This is a genomic window from Nocardia sp. NPDC050718 (genome assembly GCF_040654235.1).
In the GTDB taxonomy this organism is placed as follows: Bacteria; Actinomycetota; Actinomycetes; order Mycobacteriales; family Mycobacteriaceae; genus Nocardia.
The window spans coordinates 152,456-171,624 of sequence record NZ_JBFAHQ010000009.1; the positions used below are offsets into that span (position 1 = coordinate 152,456).

Here is a 19,169-nt window from a genome sequence, read left to right on the forward strand (position 1 = left end):
TCCTAGTTGAATTCGACGCGGCCGTCGGTGATGGCGATCTGCCCGGCGGCTTCGGTCTCGAAGGCGTAGGCGGTGACTCCCGGCGCGGACTCGGTGCGCCACAGGGTCGTGGTGATGTCCTGGCCCGGCAGCACCGGCTTGGCGAAGCGCACGGCGAGCCGGCGCAGGCGGGCGGTGTCCCCCTCGGCGAGTTCGGTCAGTGCCGCCCAGGACGTGAACGCCATGGTGCACAGGCCGTGGTTGATGATGCCGGGAAGCCCGGCCATGCGGGCGATCTCGTCGTCGAGGTGGATCGGCATGGGATCGCCGGAGGCCGGCGAGTAGCGGAAGGTCTGGTCCTGGTCGATGTGGGCGGTGACCCGCGCGACCGGCTCCCCGGCCCGATCAGCGTCGGTGATCCGATGATCGGGTGCGGGCTCCCCTTCACCGGGCCCGGCGTCGACCTTGCGAAAGAACGCGGTCATCCACTGCTCGTTGACGAGTTCGCCTGCCGCGTCTCGTGTTTCGGCGTAGACAACCACGGTCGAGCCGTTGGGCCTGCCCACGTAGCCGATCGGCTTGGCCCGCACCACCAGGTCGTCACCGGCCCGGATCGGGCGATGGAACCGGAAGTCCTGCTCGCCGTGGACCAGCTTCATCAGCAGCTCCACCGGCGCCACCGACAGGGCGGCGGGCGCCATCGAGGTGAACACCGGGACCACCGCGAACACCGGCGGCGCGATCTCGCCGCCGCGGTGCGCCTCGATCGGATCATTGGTCGCCGCCGCGTATTCCGCGATCCGTTCGGCGGTGACCGTGAAGTGCTCGGGGTCGGTCCACTCCCCCAGGCCGGAGCCGTCGAAGACGACTCCGGCCGATTCCGAGGTGGTCACGCGGCCGAGCCGACGAGCTCGGTGAACTTGGCCATCGACTCCTTCAGGTCGGCCTCGGCATGCTTGGCGACGGCCTTGCCGATCGGGCCGACGATCATCGTGCCCTTGAAGCTCGCGTCGAAGACCGCGCTCGAGCCGGTGGCCGTCGGCTCCACCTTCAACGCGAATTCGACCGTGACCCCGGCCATGCCGGTGCCGGTGATCTTGAGATACGTGTTCGGGTCGACCTCGGCCACGGTCCACTCGATCTTGTTGGCCATGTTCATCACCGACACGACCTCGATGAACCGCGCGCCCGCGGTCAGCTCGGCGGGCAGCTCGCTGCGCCAGCCCTGGTGGATGGTCAGCCAGTCCGCCCAGTTCGCCAGATCGCTCAGGCGTGCCCACGCCTGCTCGGGGGTGACGGGAAGATCGGTGGAAACGCTCACAGACGCCATGGGGTTACTCCTCGATGAATCGTGGGGGGTGGATCAGCGGACAGCCGGGCGGTAGGCGGTCACCACGACCGCGCCGCCGAGACCGATGTTGTGCTGCAGGGCGATGCGCGCGCCGTCGACCTGGCGGGCGTCGGCGGTGCCGCGCAACTGCCAGGTGAGTTCGCTGCACTGGGCCAGACCGGTCGCGCCCAGCGGGTGACCCTTCGAGATCAGGCCGCCGGACGGGTTGACGACCCAGGTGCCGCCGTAGGTGGTGGCGCCGTCGTCGACGAGGCGGCCGCCCTCACCCGGCGCGCACAGGCCCAGCGCCTCGTAGGTCAGCAGTTCGTTGGTGGAGAAGCAGTCGTGCAGCTCGATGACGTCGACGTCCTCGGGACCGATCCCGGCCTGCTCGTACACCTTCAGCGCCGCGGTCCGCGACATGTCGGCGCCGACCAGGTTGATCGCGGTCGGATCGGTGAAGGTGGACTGGAGATCGGTGACCATGGCCTGCCCGACCATCTCCACCGCGCGATCGGCCAGCCCGTGGCGGTCGACGAAGGCCTCGTTGGCGAGGATCACCGCGCCGGAGCCGTCGGAGGTCGGCGAGCACTGCAGCTTGGTGAGCGGGCCGTAGATCTGCTTGGCCGCGAGCACTTCGTCGAGGCTGTATTCCTTCTGGAACTGCGCGTACGGGTTGTTCACCGAATGCTTGTGGTTCTTCACGCCGATCTTGGCGAACTGCTCGGCGGTGGTGCCGTAGCGCTCCATGTGCTCCTTGCCCGCGGCGCCGAACATGTAGGGCGCGGGCGGCATCGCGAACTCCTGCAGCTCGGCCAGCGCCAGCAGATGCCGCATCATCGGCTGCTCGCGGTCGTCGAAAGTCGAACCGAGCGAGCCCTTCTGCATCTTCTCGAAGCCGAGGGCGAGCGTGCATTCGGCCAGCCCACCGCGAATCGCCTGCGCCGCCAGGTACAGCGCGGTCGACCCGGTCGAACAGTTGTTGTTGACGTTCACCACCGGGATGCCGGTGAGGCCGAGCTCGTAGACCGCGCGCTGACCCGAGGTGGACTCGCCGTAGACATAGCCGACATAGGCCTGCTCGACCAGCCGGTACTCGATCCCGGCGTCGGCGAGCGCCTTCGTGCCCGCCTCCCTGGCCATGTCGGGGTAGTCCCACTCCAGTTCGCCCGGCTTCTCGAACTTCGTCATGCCGACGCCGACGACGAACACCTTCTGTGTCATGTACGCACTCCTGTGTGCCGCGCGTCCCCAGTATGTGGGACACGGTGTCCCTGCAATTTAGGTTGGACATCGCGTCCAGGTCAATACCTCGAACGGAACCAGATCTGGGCACAGCAGAACGGCAGGCCTACCGGAAACGGCGATGACCTGCGCGGATTTAGTGAGTCAGAAGTCCCGGATAGATGAGCACGGGACGGCAAGTCCCCGAGAGAGGGACCAGGAATGAACTAGTCGACCAGCGGGTCGACGGGGATGCCTTCGACGGCGCGCAGCCGCTCGGCGAATCCGATCAGAATCTCGTGCGACTCGGTCGAGAGGCCGTCGACCAAGGCGATGAAGCGATCGAAGCAGGGATCGGAGAACGGTCTGCGCCGGCCGACGACGACCCGAGCACCGATCGGAACACTCGACGACATCCGCACTCCCTGGGCGCAGCAGCGAACCTCACCCGACCGCCTGCTGCCCCGGCGATCGAGCCGAAGGAAAACTAACATAGCTGAGCGTTTGCGGATACCTCAGCGGCGAGATCGCGGTGTCGTATTCCACCGCATCTTCGGCAGCGCGTCCTCGTTCTCGATCTCGGACAGGCTCACGCTGATCAGCACGAGCATGGTCACCATGCTGATGATCCCGATCAGCGGCCCGAGCAACTGCATCGCCTGCACGCCCGGCGGCGGCGCCAAGGTGTGATGCCCCTCGTGCGCGCGCATCGCGGCCATGCCGGTGTAGTGCATCCCGCAGACCGCGACACCCATGATCATCGCCGCGCCGACCGTCGCCAGGAATCCCTTGACGCGCAGGGTGAACCACAGCGCCACGATCGAGGCGACCACCGCGATCACCATCGATGCCGCGACCAGCCACGGATCGTAGGAGATGACCGCATGGGACTTCATCGCGTACATGCCGGCGTAGTGCATGGCGCCGACCCCGAGCCCGGCGATCGTGCCGCCGCCGATCAGCGACGCGAGCGTCGGTTGCGGTTTGTTCACCATGAACAGCCCGATCCCGACGACGATTATCGCCGTCACCGCGCTGAACAGCGTGAGCGGAACGTCGTAGCGGATCTCCGAGCCCGCGATGGAGAAGCCGAGCATGGCGATGAAATGCATGACCCAGATACCGGTTCCACCGATGGCGACCGCGGCGCTGATCAACCAGCCGGCGCGTCCCCTGCCCGCATTGCGTCCACGGGCCGCGCACTGCAGGCCGAGCAGGCAGCCGAGAAAGGACATGAAGTAGGCGAGAACGGGGGTGATCCAGCCATAGGAGAAGTGATAGATGTCGAGCACGCCGTGAAACCCTCGCATCGGTGCCACAGCCCTGCTGCGGCACAACGAAATCCGACCTGCGGTGAGAGTACTGGACTTCCGGCAAATTTCCAGCACCTGGACGTACGTCCAGGTAGTTGCCTTCGTCACACTTAGCTCTTATCAGCGAATATGTGACGACACGCATCCTTGCTCCGGCTAACTACTGCCGGGATTTCGCCCCCGATTCGCCAGCAATCCATCGCATGGAAACCATCTGGCATTCGATCAGCAATTCACTGTAACAACCCGCCTGATTGAGCATGTGTCCCCATATTCAGCTGGTGCGGAACATGTTTCACGCCGCCGTGCGATAGATTGCCGAGAATCGAATCGATACGTTCATCGGAGGACCGTGGCACAGTGCCCAGCGGCAAGCGGCACCGCCGGATGATCGCGGTGCCCGCGGCGTTCGCCGGCAAGTATGTCGACGCCCCGGGACGCGCCTGGCTCGCGGCTCTGCCGGGCATGGTCGACGACCTGCTCGAGCTGTGGTCGTGCGTCCCCGATGGGCCGATGATGCACGGCGAGGTCGGCATCGTGGTGCCGGTCCGGCCGCGCGCGCGGCCACCCGCGGTCATCAAGATCTCGTACCCGCATCCCGACATCCGCCACGAACCCGATGCTTTCACCGTGTGGAAGGGCCGCGGCGCCGTCCATCTCCACGAGCGCGACGACGACCGGTGCGCGATGCTGCTCGAGCGCGCGGGCGCCACCCTCGCCACCGTGACCGACCCCGAGAAGGCCATCGCGATCCAGGGCGCGCTCACCCGACGACTGGCTGTCGAAGCTCCCGCCGGACTCCCCCGGCTCACCGATCAGGCCAGGGACTGGGCGCGCTCGATCCGGGCCACCGCGGCGGAGCTGGGTGACCCGCTGCCCGGCCGCGTCGTCGACGCGGCGCTGGCCACGCTCCGCGACCTCGGGCCCGACCAGCCGAACCTGCTGGTCCACGGGGACCTGCACGATGCCAATGTGCTGGCGTCCGAGCGGGAACCATGGCTGGCGATCGACCCCAAGTGCGCGGTCGGCGATCCCGCCCGCGACGCGCTCGATGTCATCCGGAGTCCCCGATTCGACCACGAACTCCGGGCGGCGAGCCCGAAGGCGAGGATTCTGCGCCTGCTCGATATCTACTGTGAGGCGGCCGAGCTCGACCCGGTACGGGTGCGCCGCTGGACGCAGGCGGGCGCGGTGCGGGAGGCGCTGTGGGGGCGGGTCGGCGGCGATCCCGGGTGGCTGGTGTTCGCGACCGATCAGCTCGCCGAAGCGCTCACCTGAGCATCTCCGCGAACAGGTCGGCCCTCGATGTCTCGGGGAGTCGACATCGAGGGCCGCCGCGCGCGGGCTGACCGGGGTCAGTAGGTGTACAGGTCCCAGCCGCCGATGACCTCGACGCACTCCCACTGCGCACCACCGGTGCTCGGCGAGTTGCCGTCGGCGGCGCAGGCTTCGTAGGTGGCGTAGGTGCCGACGTAGCCGCTCAGCATCGGAGCGGGGGCGGCCGAGGCCAGGCCGGCGCCCGCGACGGAGGCGGCGGCGATCGCGGTGGCGGCGATCACGGACTTGATGCTCATGGGTGTTCCTTTCGTACCGGCCCGGTCGTTTCCGGGCCGGGATCAGAGAACCAAAGCGCGCGTGAGGATTTCATGAGGCGCGGTGATGAGCTTTTCGTGATGCCGCGATGACGCCGGGCCTGCCGGGGGTTGCCTTACGCTCGCTTCTCGTGCGTGTGCTGGTGGTGGAGGACGACGAGGGACTGGGCCGGGAGATCGCGACGGGGCTGCGGGCCGCCGGATTCGCGGTCGATCTGGTGCATCTGCTCGTCGACGCCGATGTGAACATCTCGGTGAACAGCTACGACGTGCTCGTCGTCGACCGTGGCATGCCCGACGGCGACGGCCTGCAGTTGCTCGGCGCGCTGCGCTCGCGCGGCTGCCGGATCCCGGCGCTGGTCCTCACCGCGCGCGACGGATTGTCCGACCGGATCGCCGGTTTCGAGCACGGCGCCGACGACTATCTCAGCAAGCCCTTCGCGCTCGCCGAACTGGCCGCACGGGTGCGGGCGCTGTGCCGCCGCCGCGACCACCCGCTCCCGGCGCTGCTGCGGCTGGGCGATATCGAGATCGATCTGCCGCGTCGCCGGGTACAGCGGGCGGGCATCCTGCGTTCGCTGACGCCCAAGGAGTTCGCGGTGCTGGAACTGCTGGCGACCCGGGCAGGCACGGTGGTGTCGCGCTCGGAGCTGATCGAGGCGTGCTGGGACGAGATGGCCGAACCGAATTCGAATGTGGTCGACGCGGTGATGGCCGGATTGCGCCGCAAACTCGGACCACCGCAGGTGATCGACACCGTCCGCGGCGCGGGCTTCGTCCTCGGTGGCGTGGCGTGCGTGTCCTGATCTCCACCTCCGACGCTCGTCCCGCGGTGGCTCGGCTGCACCGCACCCGGGTACAGCTCACGGTCCTGATCACCGCGATCACGACGCTGTGCATGATCGTGCTCGGCCTGGTGGCCGCGGTGATCGACGCGCGTTCCCGGGACCAGGCCCTCGACGGCGCCCTCGACCGGGTGCTGACCGGGCTCGCGCCGCGGGTGTATCTGAACGACGACGATTCGGTCGACACCTCCGACCTACCGAGCGATCAGCTCGTCGGCGGCGAGATCGCCATCCTGGTGCTGACCGCGGACGGTACCGGCGGGTGGACCGTCCACTACGGCCATCTGCGCTCGCACATGCCCGCCGAGTCGGGGATCGCGGCCACCGCCGACGCCGCGACGCGTGCGGCGGGCGACACCGTGTACCGGGACTCGATCGACAGCGCGGGCCGCCGGGTGCGCTTGGCGACGGCGGTGTTCGGCTGGGAGGACTCCGATCGGGAGGTCGTGCTGATCACCGGCGCGGACCCGGACGGCTGGGACCGGGGACGCGCGCTGCTGTGGTGGGCGCTGATCGTCGGCGGCACGGTGATGGTGGCGGCGTCGGCGGTGGGCGGGCATCTGCTGTCGGGGCGCAGCATGCGCCAGGCGCTGGTGCTGCTCGACGATCAGGAGCGTTTCCTCTCCGACGCCGCGCACGAACTGCGCACCCCGCTCGCCACCCATCGCCTGGCGACCGCGCCGGGCAGGCGCACGCAGGCCGAGGCCGAACAGGTGCTGGCCGATGTACACGCGCTCGGCGCGAAGATGGAACGGGTGGTGACCGGGCTGCTCGCCCGGGCGCGCATGCAGTCCGGGGTCACCACGATGGAGCGGGTGCAGCTGCTGCTCGACCAGCTGACCGAGTCGGTGGTCGACGAATTCGACAACCCCCGCCTCGTCCTCCAGCCGAATCCGACCGTGGTGATGGGTGATCCGCACCTGCTCGCGCTGGCGATCCGCAACCTGGTGGAGAACGCGCTCACCCACGGCGCGGTCAATCCGCGGGCGCCGGTGGAGATCTACGTCGGTGAGGGCCGGGTCTGCGTCCGCGACCACGGCACGGGTCTGGCGCCGCGGCTGTCGTCGAACCCGTTCGACCGTGGTGTCACCGCGGGGCGCGGCAGCGGTATCGGTCTGGCGCTGGTGGCGTGGATCGCCGAATTGCACGGTGGTACCGCCACGATCGAGCCGGTGGCGGGCGGCGGGACGATCGCGACGCTGCTGCTGCCGCCACCCACCGCCGTGCCTACGGGAACCGCTTCGCGATCGCGGCCGTGATCGTCTCCGGATCGTGTTCCTGGATGAAGTGCCCGGCGCCCGCGAGCTCGATCACCTCGAGGTCGCTGAAGGTGGCCCGGATGCGCGGCAGATACGCCTTCGGACGAAAAGCCATGTCCCGCATTCCCCACACCGCCAGGGTCGGCTTGTCGCCGAGCAGTTCCGGCACCTCCCGGCCCAGCCGCTCCAGGAGGGGCCGCGCGGCGCGAATCTCCTTGGGTGTCGCGGCCAGACCGCACCGGGCCTGCGCGGTGGGCTGTACCGCGCGATAGTGCTCGGCCTCGAGGGGCGTGAGGACGCGCCCCAGTTCGGCGAGCAGGACGCGTTCGACGAGGAAGTTCTGTTCCAGGATCCGGCGTTGCATCGGACGGCTGTTCATGATCACGCTGAACGCCCGGTTGACCAGCGCCTCGGTCGGCCAGAACAGCGTGTTGCCCAGCACGATCCCACGCACCCGGTCCGCGCGGGTGACGGCCGCGCCCAGGCCGATCGGGCCGCCCCAGTCGTGGCCCATCACCACGAAGCCGTCGAGCTGGAGGTGATCGATCAGCTCACCGAGGACCGCGGTGTGCTCGGCGACGGTGTAGCCGTATCCCGCCGGGCGCTCCGACAATCCGAAACCCGGGTTGTCGACGGCGATACAGCGGTACCGATCGCGCAGGCCGACCACGAGGTGGCGGTACAGGAAACTCCACGCCGGCGCCCCGTGACAGAACAGGATCACCGGACCGGACCCCTCGTCGAGGTAGTGCACCCGCCCGGCGGACGAGTCGAACCACCGCGACTCGAACGGGTACAGCGACTTGTCGGGAACGAAATCGATGAGCACGGACAGCCTCCCCCTCGGACACCAGATCGTCTGAGTGGCAACCTACGTGGTGTCGGTCCCCGGCGCTAGATTCCTCCGATGACACAGTTCGTTCGCGTTCAGAACTTCTCGATCTCCCGCGACGGCTACGGGGCCGGCGAAGGGCAGAGCCTCGAGCACCCGTTCGGCCACGCCGACCCCGCGGACTTCATGTCCTGGGCCGGTGCCACCGCGCACTGGGTCAACCGGACCGACCCCGGTGGCACCTACGGTCTCGACGACTACATCACCCGTGACTTCGCGAACAATATCGGCGCGGAGATCATGGGGCGCAACAAGTTCGGCCCGCAGCGTGGACCGTGGGAGAACTACGACTGGCAGGGCTGGTGGGGCGCCGAACCGCCGTTCCACACCCCGGTCTTCGTCCTCACCCACCACGCGCGGCCGTCGTTCACCCTGTCCGACACCACGTTCCACTTCGTCGACGCGTCACCACAGGACGCCCTCGCGCAGGCCAAGGTGGCTGCCGACGGCAAGGACGTCCGGATCGGCGGTGGTGTCGCGACCGTCCGGTCATTCCTCGCGGCCGACCTGATCGACATGATGCACGTGGTCGTCGCCCCGGTGGAACTCGGTCGCGGTGAACGATTCTGGAACGGCCCCGACGACTACGCCGACCGTTTCCACCACGAGCAGGTGCCGAGTCCGAGCGGCGTGGTGCACCACTTCTTCTGGCGACGCTGAACACACTGAGACGAATTCAGCTACCAATATCAGTGGGCCGCGCGGCTACGCGCCACCCGCGACGACGGCTCTCGCCGCGGTGTCCGCGATCTGTTCGTCGGTGAGCGCGCTGTGCTCGATCAGCGCGTGGGAGAGCACGATGCGCACCACGACCTCGGCCGCCGCCGCGGGCGGCAGCGCTAGATCGTCACCCGCCCTGGCCGCGATGAGCGGCGCAGCCAGGGCGGCGACCGTCTCGACCAGATTGAGTTCGGCGTCGCCGTGCTGGACGGCGACGCCGAGCAGCCAGCGGGGCTCGTTGGTCCGGATATAGCCGAACGCCGGATGCTTTCGCAGGTAGGCCAGCGCGAACAGGGTGGCCGACCGCACGACCTCGGGCAGTGGCGCGAAGAGATCGATCGCGCCGTAGGCGGCCCCGACCATCGCCGCGATCTCACCGCGCCCGACCGCCGCCACGAGCCCGTCCTTGTCGCCGAACTCGCGGTAGGCGGTCGCGCGCGAGACCCCCGCCCGCTCGGCGACCGCGAGCAGGGTCAGCGAATCGAGGCCGCTCTCGGCGATCAGCGCGAGGGCCGCCGCCCGCAGCGCGTCCGATGATCGGGTCGTCGAAGCCATGTCTCTTTCTACACCGACGGTTGCCAGGTCTCGACCACTGAGACTAATCTCCCTATTCGTATCAGTTCGAGCGGCGTAGACGTCGGCGTGGACTGACCTGACAACGGAGTCGGAGGACAGATGAACCCCAGGGCAGGCCTCGAACGGGGACGGCGCGGCCATGCCGTGGTGTTGGGCGCGAGCATGGCGGGGCTCCTGACCGCCCGGGTGCTGAGCGAGACGTTCGACACCGTCACCGTGGTCGAGCGCGACGATCTCTCGACGCCGGGCGACCGGCGGGGTGTCCCGCAGGGCAGGCACGTGCACGCGCTGCTCGCCCGGGGCAAGCAGAATGTCGAGGCGCTCTTCCCCGGCATCACGGCGGAGCTGCTCGCCGACGGCGCGGTGGACTGCCGGTCCCTGACCGAGATGCGGATGACCATCTCCGGGCACACCCTGCACCGGTCCGACGGCGGATACTCCCTCCTGCAGGCCAGTCGGCCGTTTCTGGAGTGGCGGGTGCGGCAGCGCGTCCGCGCGCTCGCCAACGTCCGGATCCTCGACCGCACGAATGCCCATGCCCTGACCACCGACACGGCGAACAGGAGGGTCACCGGAGTCGATGTCGAAGACGACAGCGGCCGCCGCGACCTCTCCGCCGACCTGGTGGTCAGCTGCCTCGGCCGCCACGGCCCGATCACCGACTGGCTCGCCGAGCTCGGCTACGACCGCCCCGCCGAGGAGGGCCTGCGGATCGACATGATGTACGCCAGCCGCTACCTGCGCCTGCCCGGCGGCAGCGTCGGCGACAAGGAGATCGTCATCGCGGGCCGGGATCCCGCCCGGGGCTTGGCCCTGTTCGCGATCGAGGACGGCCTGCACATCCTCACCCTCATCGGCTACGGCGGAGACCATCCGCCGACCGATTCCGACGGGTTCTGGCGCTTCGCCGCCTCGGTCGCGCCGCCGGACGTGCGCCGGGCGCTGGTGGACGCGGAACCACTCGGCGAGATCAGCACCTACCGCTACCTGGCCAATCAGCGGCGCCGCTACGAGCGTCTGCGCCGATTCCCGGACGGTCTGCTGGTGTTGGGTGACGCGGTATGCAGCTTCAGCCCCGCGTTCGGCCAGGGCATGACGGTGTCCTCGCTCCAGGCGCTGGAACTGCGCGCGGTGCTCGCCGCGGGCGACCACGACCTGGCGTCCCGTTTCTTCCGCGCCGCGGCCGGCGTCGTCGACGACGCGTGGATGATCACCCGGCTGTTCGACCTGGCCATGCCCCACGTGGACGCGCAGGGCGAGCCACGACTGCGGGCGATCGGCTCACTGACCCAGGTCGCCGTCGCCCTCGGCGCCCGCGACGCGACACTGGGACAGCAGATCTCCCGCATCGCCGGGCTCCTGGACGGCCCGGCGACCGTCCTGTCGCCGCGTGTTCTCGCCGGTGCGGCCCGAGCCGCCGTCGCCCTGGGTACCGACCGGCTCCGGTCCATCCGCTCGACCAGCGGATCACCGTCGCGGCCCAGTGCCTTCGATCCGCTGCCGACCGGCCCCGCGCCCGGATTCCATCTGCTGCCCGTCGCGACCGTGCACCGGGATACGCCGGACAGCACCCTGATCGAATTCGCGGTGCCCGACCTGCTCGCGGACCGGTACTCCTATCTGGCCGGACAGCACGTCGTGATCCGTGGTGTCCATCGGGGCCGACCGATCCGCCGTAGCTATTCGCTGTGCGACGCGACGGGCGACGGGCGTCTACGGATCGCTGTCAAACACCAGGACGGCGGCGCCTTCTCGGACTTCGCTCGTGACCAGCTGACCCCGGGCACGCTGCTGCATGTCTCCGAGCCGACCGGAACCTTCACCGCCACACCGTGTTCCGGCCGGGCCGACCACTACGCGGCGGTCGCGGCGGGCAGCGGCATCACGCCGATCGTCTCGATCATCGCGACCGTGCTGGCCGAGGAGCCCGCCAGCACGGTCACCCTGCACTACGGCAGCCGTGATCAGGGCAGCACCATGCTGGCCGACCCGCTGACCGCCTTGAGCGCCCGATTCCCCGCTCGGCTGCGCGTCGTGCACCACCTGTCGCGTCAGCACCCACCGACCGGCACCGGGAATGTCCACTATCGGCACGGTCGCCTCGCCGCCGCGGATCTCGATGCCGTCGACGCCGACCACTGGTTCGTCTGCGGGCCCGCGGAACTCACCCGCTCGATCGTGACCGCACTGTCCGCCCGGGGAGTCGACACCGATCGGGTGCACCTCGAACTGTTCGCGACCTCCACGCCGGAACCCCCCGTGGCCCAGCCGGACACGCCGCCGTGCGAGGTAACGCTCACCGGCTACGGAGACGATCTGGTGTTCACGATGCCGCAGGGCCGCCCGATTCTCGGCGACGCCGTCCGGCATCGCGACGACCTCCCCTATTCCTGCCTGGGCGGCTCCTGCGGCACCTGCCTGGCCTCGGTGCGGTCGGGCAGGGTCGTGATGGACCCCGATCCCCTGCTGGCGATCGGCGCCGCCGACCTGGCGGCGGGCAAGGTGCTGGCCTGCCGGGCCTACGCCGACGACGACGCGGTCACCCTCCGGTTCGGTGACTGACGCCTGGCCCGGTCACCCGGCGGCATCCCGGTAGACCGACAGCAGGCGGTCGAGATGACGGGATTGGCGTGGCTCGTCCCCGGACGCGGCCAGGACCTCCCGCATCGCGCCCAGGCGCGCGCGGTCCCCGGCGAGCGCCCCGAGGACATCGGCGAACGCGCGCACGGTCGGATCACCGGTGCGGACACCGCCGCCCTCGGGCACGGTTTCGGACAGTTCGGGGTCGCAGAACACGATCGGCAGTCCCGTCGCGACCGCTTCCAGCAGCACCATGCCCTGGGTGTCGCAGTCGGAGGTGAGCAGCAGGACATCGTGCGCGCGCATGGCGGCCAGAATGTCGGCCTGCGTGACCGCACCGTGCAGGCGCACCCGCTCCCCCGCCGCGCCGGTCGCCGCGCCGACCTGGTCGGCCAGGGGGCCGCTGCCGTAGACATCGAGCGTGCAGTGCTCGGTCCGGCGGACGGCCTCGATCGCCTCGAGCGGGCGCTTCTCCGCCGAGAACCGGCCGCACCACAGCACCCGCAGCGGCGCCCCGGTAGCGGGTGCCGCGCGCTCGGCCCGCCGGACGCGATCGAGCAGCGCGTCGTCAATGCCGTTGGACACCACGTGGATCGGGCGGTCGACACCGCGGGCGGCCAGTCGGCGCGCGAAGTGCTCGGTCGGCACCACCACCCGGTCGGCCGATTGCGCCTGGGCGAGCAGCGGCCGCCAGGCGAGCCGCGCGGTCCGGCCGTCGCCGTCGTGGCGTTGGTCGCCCCGCAGCGGCACGAACCAGCCGTGCAGCATCCGCATGGTCAGGGCCGCGAAATACGGTGACGGCGAGTACTTCTCGATCATCGTGTCGTCGCGGCTCTGCATGCTCTGGACGACCGGGACGCCATGGCGGCGGGCGGCGCGCACGCCCGCGATGCCGACGCCGTAGGTGGTCAGCGTGTGCACGACATCGACCGGCCCGCGCTCGGCGAACGCCGCGTCGAGCAGACGCCGGTTGGCGCGGGTCGGCAGGACAACAGGCAGGCCGTTGTTCATCGACAGCGGCACCGTGCGGAGCGGGATCGTGTCGTCGCTGTCCCCGGAACCCGGTGCGGGCGCGGTGAAGACGCTCACCCGGTGCCCGCGGCCGCGGAGTCCGTCGCACAGGGCGCGCTGGGCGGTCTGGACACCGCCGAGGGTGTCCGGGTGGAAGTCGGTGAACAGGGCGATGTGCACGCGGCCGCCCGGCTCAGGCCGTCGCCGCGACGACGAGGCGTTCCACCGCGTCCGCGGCCGCGCCGACACCGTTCTCGGCCGCGACCGCGCGCCCGAGTTCCGCCGCCCGGTCGCGGGCTCCGGGGGTCAAGGTACGGGCCAGGGCGTCGTGCAGCCGGTCGGCGGTGAGCGCGGGATACGGGAAGTCCGCGCCGATGCCGAGGTCGGCGATGCGCCAGCCGTAGAAGAACTGGTCGCTGTGCACGCCGATGACCACCGCGGGCAGACCGGCGCGCAGCACGTCGTGGGTGTTGCCGCTGCCGCCGTGGTGGACGACCGCGCGGCAACGCGGCAGCACCCGGTCGTAGTCGAAGGAGTCCAGCACGAACAGGTTCCGGTCGTAGCCGATGCCGCGCGGGTACCCCTCGCCCTTCACCGTCACCAGGGCCCGGACGCCGAGGCGGCGGCACACCTCGGCGATCAGGTCACAGCTGCCGACGGGGTCGAGGATCGGCATGCCGGTCAGGCAGAAGTAGACCGGTGGCTCGCCCTCGTCGAGCCACCCGGTCAGCGTCGGGTCCAGCTCGGCTTCGCCCCAGGCGCCGCGCAGCCGGGGCGGCAGGATCGGCGCACCGACGACGGTCGACCGCTCGGGCCAGTCGGCGGGCTTGGGCAGCAGCACCGGACTGACCATGTGCACCAGCGGAATCCCGTCCTCCCGGATCCGGCGGAACGGATTGCGCGGCGCGCCGGGCAGTTCCATGAGTTCCCTGACCCGGCGGTCCACCCGCCGATACGCGACCCCGTAGGCGAACTCGAACCCCGCGTAGCTGGCCAGCCGCAGCCACCGCGACGCGACCATCTTCTTGACCATGAACGAGGACGGAAACTCCCGCGTCCGCTCCAGCGGATACGGCAGGCAGCCGACCACCCGCTGGCCCGTCTTCTCGCCGCGTTCCATCGCCCACGGCAGCGTGGACGCGCACGAGACGATCACGTCGGCCCCCTCGCACGCTTCGGTGAGCACCTGGTGCATCCGCTCGCCGCGTTCACCGGTCATGATCTTGACGGTATCGAGCATGATCCGCACGAACGGCAGGGTCTTGCCCGAGGACAGCGCCCGTTTGGCCGCGGGCGACTCCAGCAGTTCGGCCGAATTGAACGGGATGACGTGCGGTTCGAAGCCCGACCGCCGCACCACCTCGGCGTAGTTCTCGGTGGCGGTGATCGTCACCGTGTGGCCGCGGGCGGCGAATTCGTCGGCCAGGGCGAGATAGGGCTGGTGATCGCCCCGGGTTCCGGCGGTCAGCAAGGCGATTCGCATACTCTCGACTTCCGTTCGTGATCTGTTGTTACCGTCTGCTCGTGACCGAAGACCCACGCCCCACGCTCCGTATCGGCATTCTCGGCGCCGCCGCCATCGCGCCCGCGGCGATCGTGGGTCCGGCCCGGCGCCATCCGGAGGTCACCGTCGCGGCGGTCGCCGCGCGCGATCGCACGCGGGCCGCGCGTTTCGCGGACAAGCACCGGATCGCGCGGGTCTTCGACGATTATCAGGAACTGGTCGACGCGCCGGAGATCGACGCCGTCTACATTCCGCTGCCGAACGGCCTGCACGGACGCTGGACGCGGGCCGCGGTGGCGGCGGGCAAGCACGTCCTGTGCGAGAAGCCGTTCACCGCGAACGCCGACGAGGCGCGCGAGATCGCCGCGCTGGCACGGGATTCCGGCCGCGTGGTGATGGAGGCGTTCCACTACCGCTACCACCCGCTGATCCGGGCCGCCGAGGACATCATCGCGTCCGGCGAACTCGGCACGCTGCGGCGGGTGGAGACCGCGCTGTCGTTCCCGCTGCCGAAGTTCTCCGACATCCGCTACGACTACGACCTCGCCGGCGGCGCGCTCATGGACGCGGGCTGCTACGCCGTGCACATGGCCCGTGTGCTCGGCGGCCAGGACCCGGAAGTCGTTACCGCGCGGGCGAAACCGCACACCGATCCCCGGATCGACCGCGCGATGACGGCCGAGCTGCGGTTCCCGGCCGGACACACCGGGCGCGTCAGCTGCTCGATGTGGTCCTCGGACGTCCTGCGGATCAGCGCGACCGTCGTCGGCGACCGCGGCCGGATGCGCCTGCTGAATCCGGTGCTGCCGCACTACGGGCATCTGCTCGCCGTCCGCTCCGACCGCGGCAGGCGGGTCCGCCGCTTCCCCCGCCGCCCGTCCTACGACTACCAACTCGACGCCTTCGCCGATGCCGTGCTGCGCGGGGCGCCGGTGGCCACCACCCCGGACGACGCGATCGTCACCATGTCCGTCATCGATGCCGTCTACCGCTGCGCCGGGCTGCCACTACGCCTGCCCAGCTGAGTGCTCGTCGAGGAAGTCGACGAGGTGCCCGAACACGTCGAGCGCCGCGCCCCGGCCGATGAACGTGTCCAGGTGCCCGTACGACGGGATCTCGGTGTAGCGCACGTCGAGACCGGGGTTGCGCACCGCGAGCACCTCGTGGCAGAGCCGGTTGGAATCGACCCAGGCCGCGTTGCGGCTGCCCGCCAGCAGCAGTACCGGGCAGTCGATGCGGTCGGCGTGGTCGAGGGCGTTCTCGGGCAGGGCCAGGTAGCGGTCGTCGTCGAGGTTCCAGCGCACGACGGCGTGGGCCAGCTCCATCTGGCGCAGGTGCGGCAGCACCGAGAGCGGGATCGCGCCGAACAGCTCGGCCAGCCGGTCGTGGGTGCGCGGGTCGAGGTGGTCGTGGGCGAACAGTTCGGCGCCCATCCCCCAGCCGTGGTGGACCATCCGGCAGGTCGGGTCCGGGCAGTCGCCCTTGCGCGAGAGGGCCGCGTAGAGCAAGGTGCGCCGCGACCACAGTCCCACCTTGCGGAAGTCGGATTCGAGGTGGCCGACGCGGGAGCCGAGCAGTTCGCTGCCGACCAGCACCCGCACCCGCGTCGAGGTGCTGACCTTCGGGGTGAGGAACACACCCTGGGCGACGACACCGGCCAGCCCGGGCAGCAGGCCCGCGGTCAGGCTCTGCGCCAGCGCCAGCGCGCCGACGCAATGCGCCACCGCGAACAGCGGACGGTCGCCGATCGACTCCCGGACGCGGGCGACCGCGGCGGGCAGGTCGTAGAGCGCGACATCGTCGAGGGTGTAGGGCGGACCGGACACGTTGTAGGGCAGGCGGCTGCTGCCGCGCCAGTCCAGCAGCCACGACTGGTAGCCCGCGTCGGCGAGGACGTCGACCAGATTGCGGATCTCGGCCAGCGCGAACATCTCCGAGGACACCCCGTGCCCGTGCACCAGCAGCACCGCGGGCGCGCCCTCTGGGCCGACGCGGCGCAGCCGCAGGTCGAGTCCGTCGGCGGTGCGGACCGTGATCGTCTCGGATTCGGTGCCGGACACCCGGGTCTGGCTCATCGGCGGTGTTCCTTCCGCAGGGCGCGGCGCAGGTCGAGCAGGTCGATGCCGACGCGCAACAGGGGCTCCATCAGGCTCTTGCCGAGCTGCCCGCCGAACCAGCTGAGCCACAGCATCTTCGCCAGCCGCCGCTGCCGTTCGGGTAGTCGTGGATCGATCTCGATGCCGTCGATCTGGTCGGGCAGGTAGGTGTGCATCGGCACGGCGACCTCGCCGGTGTAGGAGCCGGGTTCGCCGACGCGGCCGAGTTCGATCACCTGGGTACCCAGCTGGCGGACGAAGCGGCGCCGGGCGGCGGCGAACTTGTGGCCGGTCCACCACCAGGTGCCGCCGGCCGGATCACGCAGCGTCAGTTGGTACCGCATGATCGGGTGCCGCAATTCGTCGGGCAGCGGGATTCCCTCGTGCGGCCGGACCGTGGCGGTCCCGTCGACACGCAATGGTTCGTCGTGCAGGGCGGGACAGGTGAGCTCCCCGGTGACGTCGAGGGTGCGCGCCGCGAAGACCTGGGCGCTGTTGGCCACCGACAGGGTCAGCCGCAGTTCACACGGGAAAGGCACGGATTCCCCTGTCCGGGTGACGGTTCCGCTGAGTGTCTCGTGGAATCGCAGGTACGGGTGGTCGCCCGCCGGGGCCACCTCGGCCATGGCGGCGAGCATCCGGGCGCGTGCCGGACCAGCGCGGCCGGGCGCGGGCAGGCCGTGGGCGGCGGCGAAGGCCTCGGTGCGGGTCGCCGTCGCGGGTGGGGTGTCCACCATCGCGGCCAACTGCCGCCGGGCGACCGGGCTCCGCAGCACCTGGGCCAGCGGCTCCAGTTCCGTGATCGATTCGTCCTCGATCGCCCGGACCACGTCGGCACACCACCGAGCCCAGTCCTGGACGCGGACGCCCAGGCCGCCCACCGTGGTCTCGGCCATGATCTGATCGAGCGAGGTGGGCGGTCCGGTGAGGTGATAGGTCTGGCCCCACGCGTCCGGGGTGAGGACGATCTGCGCCGCCACGCGGCTGACCCAGTCCACCGGCGCCGCGTTCAGATACCGGAAACCGGGGACGGTACGGAACCGCAGCAGGGCCGCGGTGATGCCGGTGTTGAGGTCGCGCGGATTGTGCGCGCCCGTCTCGGGGTGGCCGCCGATGCCGCCGGGACGCAGCACGGTCACCGTGACGCCGTGCTCGCCCGCCCGCCGCAGCAGGGCCTCGGCCGCCCATTTCGACCGGTCGTAGCCGATGGGCAGGGCGGCGACGTTGGCGGTCGGCGCGTCTTCGGCGAGGGTGGTGGCGGTCGAGCCGTTGAACACCGCCAGCGACGAGATGTGGTGCAGCGGTTTGGATCGCGTCGCGCAGGCCAGCTCGGCCAGGGTCAGCGGACCGTGCACGTTCGTGCCGCGGAGCGAGGGGTACCCGCGCAGGAAGTCGACCGCGGCGCCCGCGTTGACGATCGCGTCGATCTCGGCGGCCAGGGTGTCCCACCGCGCGGCGGTGAGACCGAGCCGCGGCCTGCGCAGGTCGCCGGCCAGCGGGGTGACCCGGCGCAGGATCTCCCGTGACCACGGCAGGGCGTAGCCCCGCAGGGCGTGCTCGAGCCGGTGGGCCGCGGCGGCATCGTCGTCGGCGCGGACCAGGCAGACGACGTGGGCGTCGCTGTGCCGCAACAGGTCGAGCAGCAGGTGGCTGCCGAGGAATCCGGTCGCCCCGGTCAGCAGGATCCGGCGGGGCACCACCGGTTCCGGCGCTGCTACCACCGGCAGGCGGTCCGCCCCGGCCAGGTCGGCGAAGAGCAGGGCGAGGTCGTCGGTGTCGCCGGACATGGGCAATTCCGCAGTCGACGGTTCGACGGGCTCGCGGAAAGACGAAGGCCGGTCGGTCCTTTCGGCCAACCAGCGCTGCGCCAGTCGTCGCGGTCGCGCATCGAAGAACACCGTGTCGAGGTCGAGGTGGATATCGAGCTCACGTGCCAGTGCCGCGACGAATTCGACAGCGGCGATGGAAGTTCCTCCGGCGTCGAAGAAGTCGGTGTCGACGCCGACCGGCGATGCGGCGAACCGATCGGCCAGGGCCGCGATTGCCTCGGCCACCTCGTCGACATCGACGGCTCGTACGTGGACGTTCGCGCTCGATGTGGTTCGCCAGGCGGCGTCCGTGGTGTCCGACTGCTCGTCGGCCGCGGTTTCGCCCAGACGGCTCAGGTCAGCGGTACCCGAGGGGCCAGCCGACAGCCCGACAGCCTCGGTCCCGCCAATGCGGCCAGACGCGGCGGCTTCCCTGATGT

The 19,169-nt window shown here is 70.2% G+C and carries 18 protein-coding genes; 6 read left to right on the forward strand and 12 right to left on the reverse strand.

Annotation, left to right across the window (positions count from 1 at the left end):
- Positions 1–2 precede the first annotated feature (2 nt).
- From AB0H54_RS30220 to AB0H54_RS30240, 5 genes are all read right to left on the reverse strand, one after another.
- Positions 3–872: a MaoC/PaaZ C-terminal domain-containing protein gene (locus AB0H54_RS30220; protein WP_357349982.1), complete on the reverse strand. Its 870-nt coding sequence runs from the start codon at positions 870–872 to the stop codon at positions 3–5.
- Positions 869–1,309, reverse strand: a complete 441-nt coding sequence (locus AB0H54_RS30225) for an SRPBCC family protein (RefSeq protein ID WP_355283898.1) — start codon at positions 1,307–1,309, stop codon at positions 869–871. The genes AB0H54_RS30220 and AB0H54_RS30225 overlap by 4 nt, the downstream gene beginning before the upstream one ends.
- A 33-nt stretch (positions 1,310–1,342) precedes the next feature.
- Positions 1,343–2,533: a lipid-transfer protein gene (locus AB0H54_RS30230; RefSeq protein ID WP_357349984.1), complete on the reverse strand. Its 1,191-nt coding sequence runs from the start codon at positions 2,531–2,533 to the stop codon at positions 1,343–1,345.
- Positions 2,534–2,760: 227 nt separating this feature from the next.
- Positions 2,761–2,949, reverse strand: coding sequence for a hypothetical protein (locus AB0H54_RS30235; RefSeq protein ID WP_355283903.1), 189 nt, complete (start codon positions 2,947–2,949; stop codon positions 2,761–2,763).
- Between the two features lie 99 nt (positions 2,950–3,048).
- Entirely contained in the window at positions 3,049–3,843 is a 795-nt protein-coding gene (locus tag AB0H54_RS30240; protein WP_357349986.1) for an MHYT domain-containing protein, read from the reverse strand.
- A 363-nt stretch (positions 3,844–4,206) separates the two neighbouring features.
- Here AB0H54_RS30240 and AB0H54_RS30245 point away from each other — a divergent pair, with 363 nt between their 5' ends.
- Positions 4,207–5,124, forward strand: coding sequence for an aminoglycoside phosphotransferase family protein (locus AB0H54_RS30245; RefSeq protein WP_357349988.1), 918 nt, complete (start codon positions 4,207–4,209; stop codon positions 5,122–5,124).
- Positions 5,125–5,201: 77 nt separating this feature from the next.
- On the opposite strand, the gene AB0H54_RS30250 is transcribed toward AB0H54_RS30245, so the two are convergent.
- Positions 5,202–5,420: a hypothetical protein gene (locus tag AB0H54_RS30250; protein ID WP_355283910.1), complete on the reverse strand. Its 219-nt coding sequence runs from the start codon at positions 5,418–5,420 to the stop codon at positions 5,202–5,204.
- Positions 5,421–5,569: 149 nt separating this feature from the next.
- Between AB0H54_RS30250 and AB0H54_RS30255 the strand changes: the two genes are divergently transcribed.
- Both AB0H54_RS30255 and AB0H54_RS30260 read left to right on the forward strand, forming a co-directional pair.
- Positions 5,570–6,244 (forward strand): response regulator transcription factor, encoded by a 675-nt coding sequence (locus AB0H54_RS30255; protein WP_355283913.1) that lies wholly within the window; start codon positions 5,570–5,572, stop codon positions 6,242–6,244.
- Complete coding sequence (locus tag AB0H54_RS30260) at positions 6,232–7,542, forward strand: HAMP domain-containing sensor histidine kinase (protein WP_357349991.1); 1,311 nt, start codon at positions 6,232–6,234, stop codon at positions 7,540–7,542. The genes AB0H54_RS30255 and AB0H54_RS30260 overlap by 13 nt, the downstream gene beginning before the upstream one ends.
- On the opposite strand, the gene AB0H54_RS30265 is transcribed toward AB0H54_RS30260, so the two are convergent.
- On the reverse strand, positions 7,511–8,371 hold the full coding sequence (locus AB0H54_RS30265) for a haloalkane dehalogenase (RefSeq protein WP_357349993.1): 861 nt from the start codon (positions 8,369–8,371) through the stop codon (positions 7,511–7,513). The two genes, AB0H54_RS30260 and AB0H54_RS30265, sit on opposite strands and share 32 nt — an antisense overlap.
- A gap of 78 nt (positions 8,372–8,449) precedes the next feature.
- On the opposite strand from AB0H54_RS30265, the gene AB0H54_RS30270 reads away from it, so the two are divergent.
- Positions 8,450–9,094 (forward strand): dihydrofolate reductase family protein, encoded by a 645-nt coding sequence (locus AB0H54_RS30270; protein WP_357349995.1) that lies wholly within the window; start codon positions 8,450–8,452, stop codon positions 9,092–9,094.
- Positions 9,095–9,139: 45 nt separating this feature from the next.
- Here AB0H54_RS30270 and AB0H54_RS30275 read toward each other — a convergent pair whose 3' ends face one another.
- Positions 9,140–9,709, reverse strand: a complete 570-nt coding sequence (locus tag AB0H54_RS30275) for a helix-turn-helix domain-containing protein (RefSeq protein ID WP_357349997.1) — start codon at positions 9,707–9,709, stop codon at positions 9,140–9,142.
- Positions 9,710–9,829: 120 nt separating this feature from the next.
- On the opposite strand from AB0H54_RS30275, the gene AB0H54_RS30280 reads away from it, so the two are divergent.
- The gene (locus tag AB0H54_RS30280; protein ID WP_357349999.1) at positions 9,830–12,292 is read left to right on the forward strand and encodes an FAD-dependent monooxygenase; all 2,463 of its coding nucleotides are present in this window, start codon (positions 9,830–9,832) and stop codon (positions 12,290–12,292) included.
- Between the two features lie 12 nt (positions 12,293–12,304).
- Here the strand turns inward: AB0H54_RS30280 and AB0H54_RS30285 are convergent, their stop codons facing one another.
- Positions 12,305–13,501: a glycosyltransferase gene (locus AB0H54_RS30285; protein WP_357350001.1), complete on the reverse strand. Its 1,197-nt coding sequence runs from the start codon at positions 13,499–13,501 to the stop codon at positions 12,305–12,307.
- A gap of 13 nt (positions 13,502–13,514) precedes the next feature.
- Positions 13,515–14,804: a glycosyltransferase gene (locus AB0H54_RS30290; protein WP_357350003.1), complete on the reverse strand. Its 1,290-nt coding sequence runs from the start codon at positions 14,802–14,804 to the stop codon at positions 13,515–13,517.
- Between the two features lie 41 nt (positions 14,805–14,845).
- On the opposite strand from AB0H54_RS30290, the gene AB0H54_RS30295 reads away from it, so the two are divergent.
- Positions 14,846–15,850 carry a Gfo/Idh/MocA family oxidoreductase gene (locus AB0H54_RS30295; RefSeq protein WP_357350005.1) on the forward strand — a complete coding sequence of 335 codons (1,005 nt, stop codon included), beginning with the start codon at positions 14,846–14,848 and terminating at the stop codon, positions 15,848–15,850.
- On the opposite strand, the gene AB0H54_RS30300 is transcribed toward AB0H54_RS30295, so the two are convergent.
- Together AB0H54_RS30300 and AB0H54_RS30305 are read right to left on the reverse strand one after the other, a co-directional pair.
- Positions 15,833–16,900, reverse strand: coding sequence for an alpha/beta fold hydrolase (locus AB0H54_RS30300; protein WP_357350007.1), 1,068 nt, complete (start codon positions 16,898–16,900; stop codon positions 15,833–15,835). The genes AB0H54_RS30295 and AB0H54_RS30300 overlap by 18 nt on opposite strands.
- A complete protein-coding gene (locus AB0H54_RS30305; protein ID WP_357350009.1) occupies positions 16,897–18,975 on the reverse strand; it encodes a thioester reductase domain-containing protein in 2,079 nt (692 codons plus the stop codon). The genes AB0H54_RS30300 and AB0H54_RS30305 overlap by 4 nt, the downstream gene beginning before the upstream one ends.
- Positions 18,976–19,169: the final 194 nt, after the last annotated feature.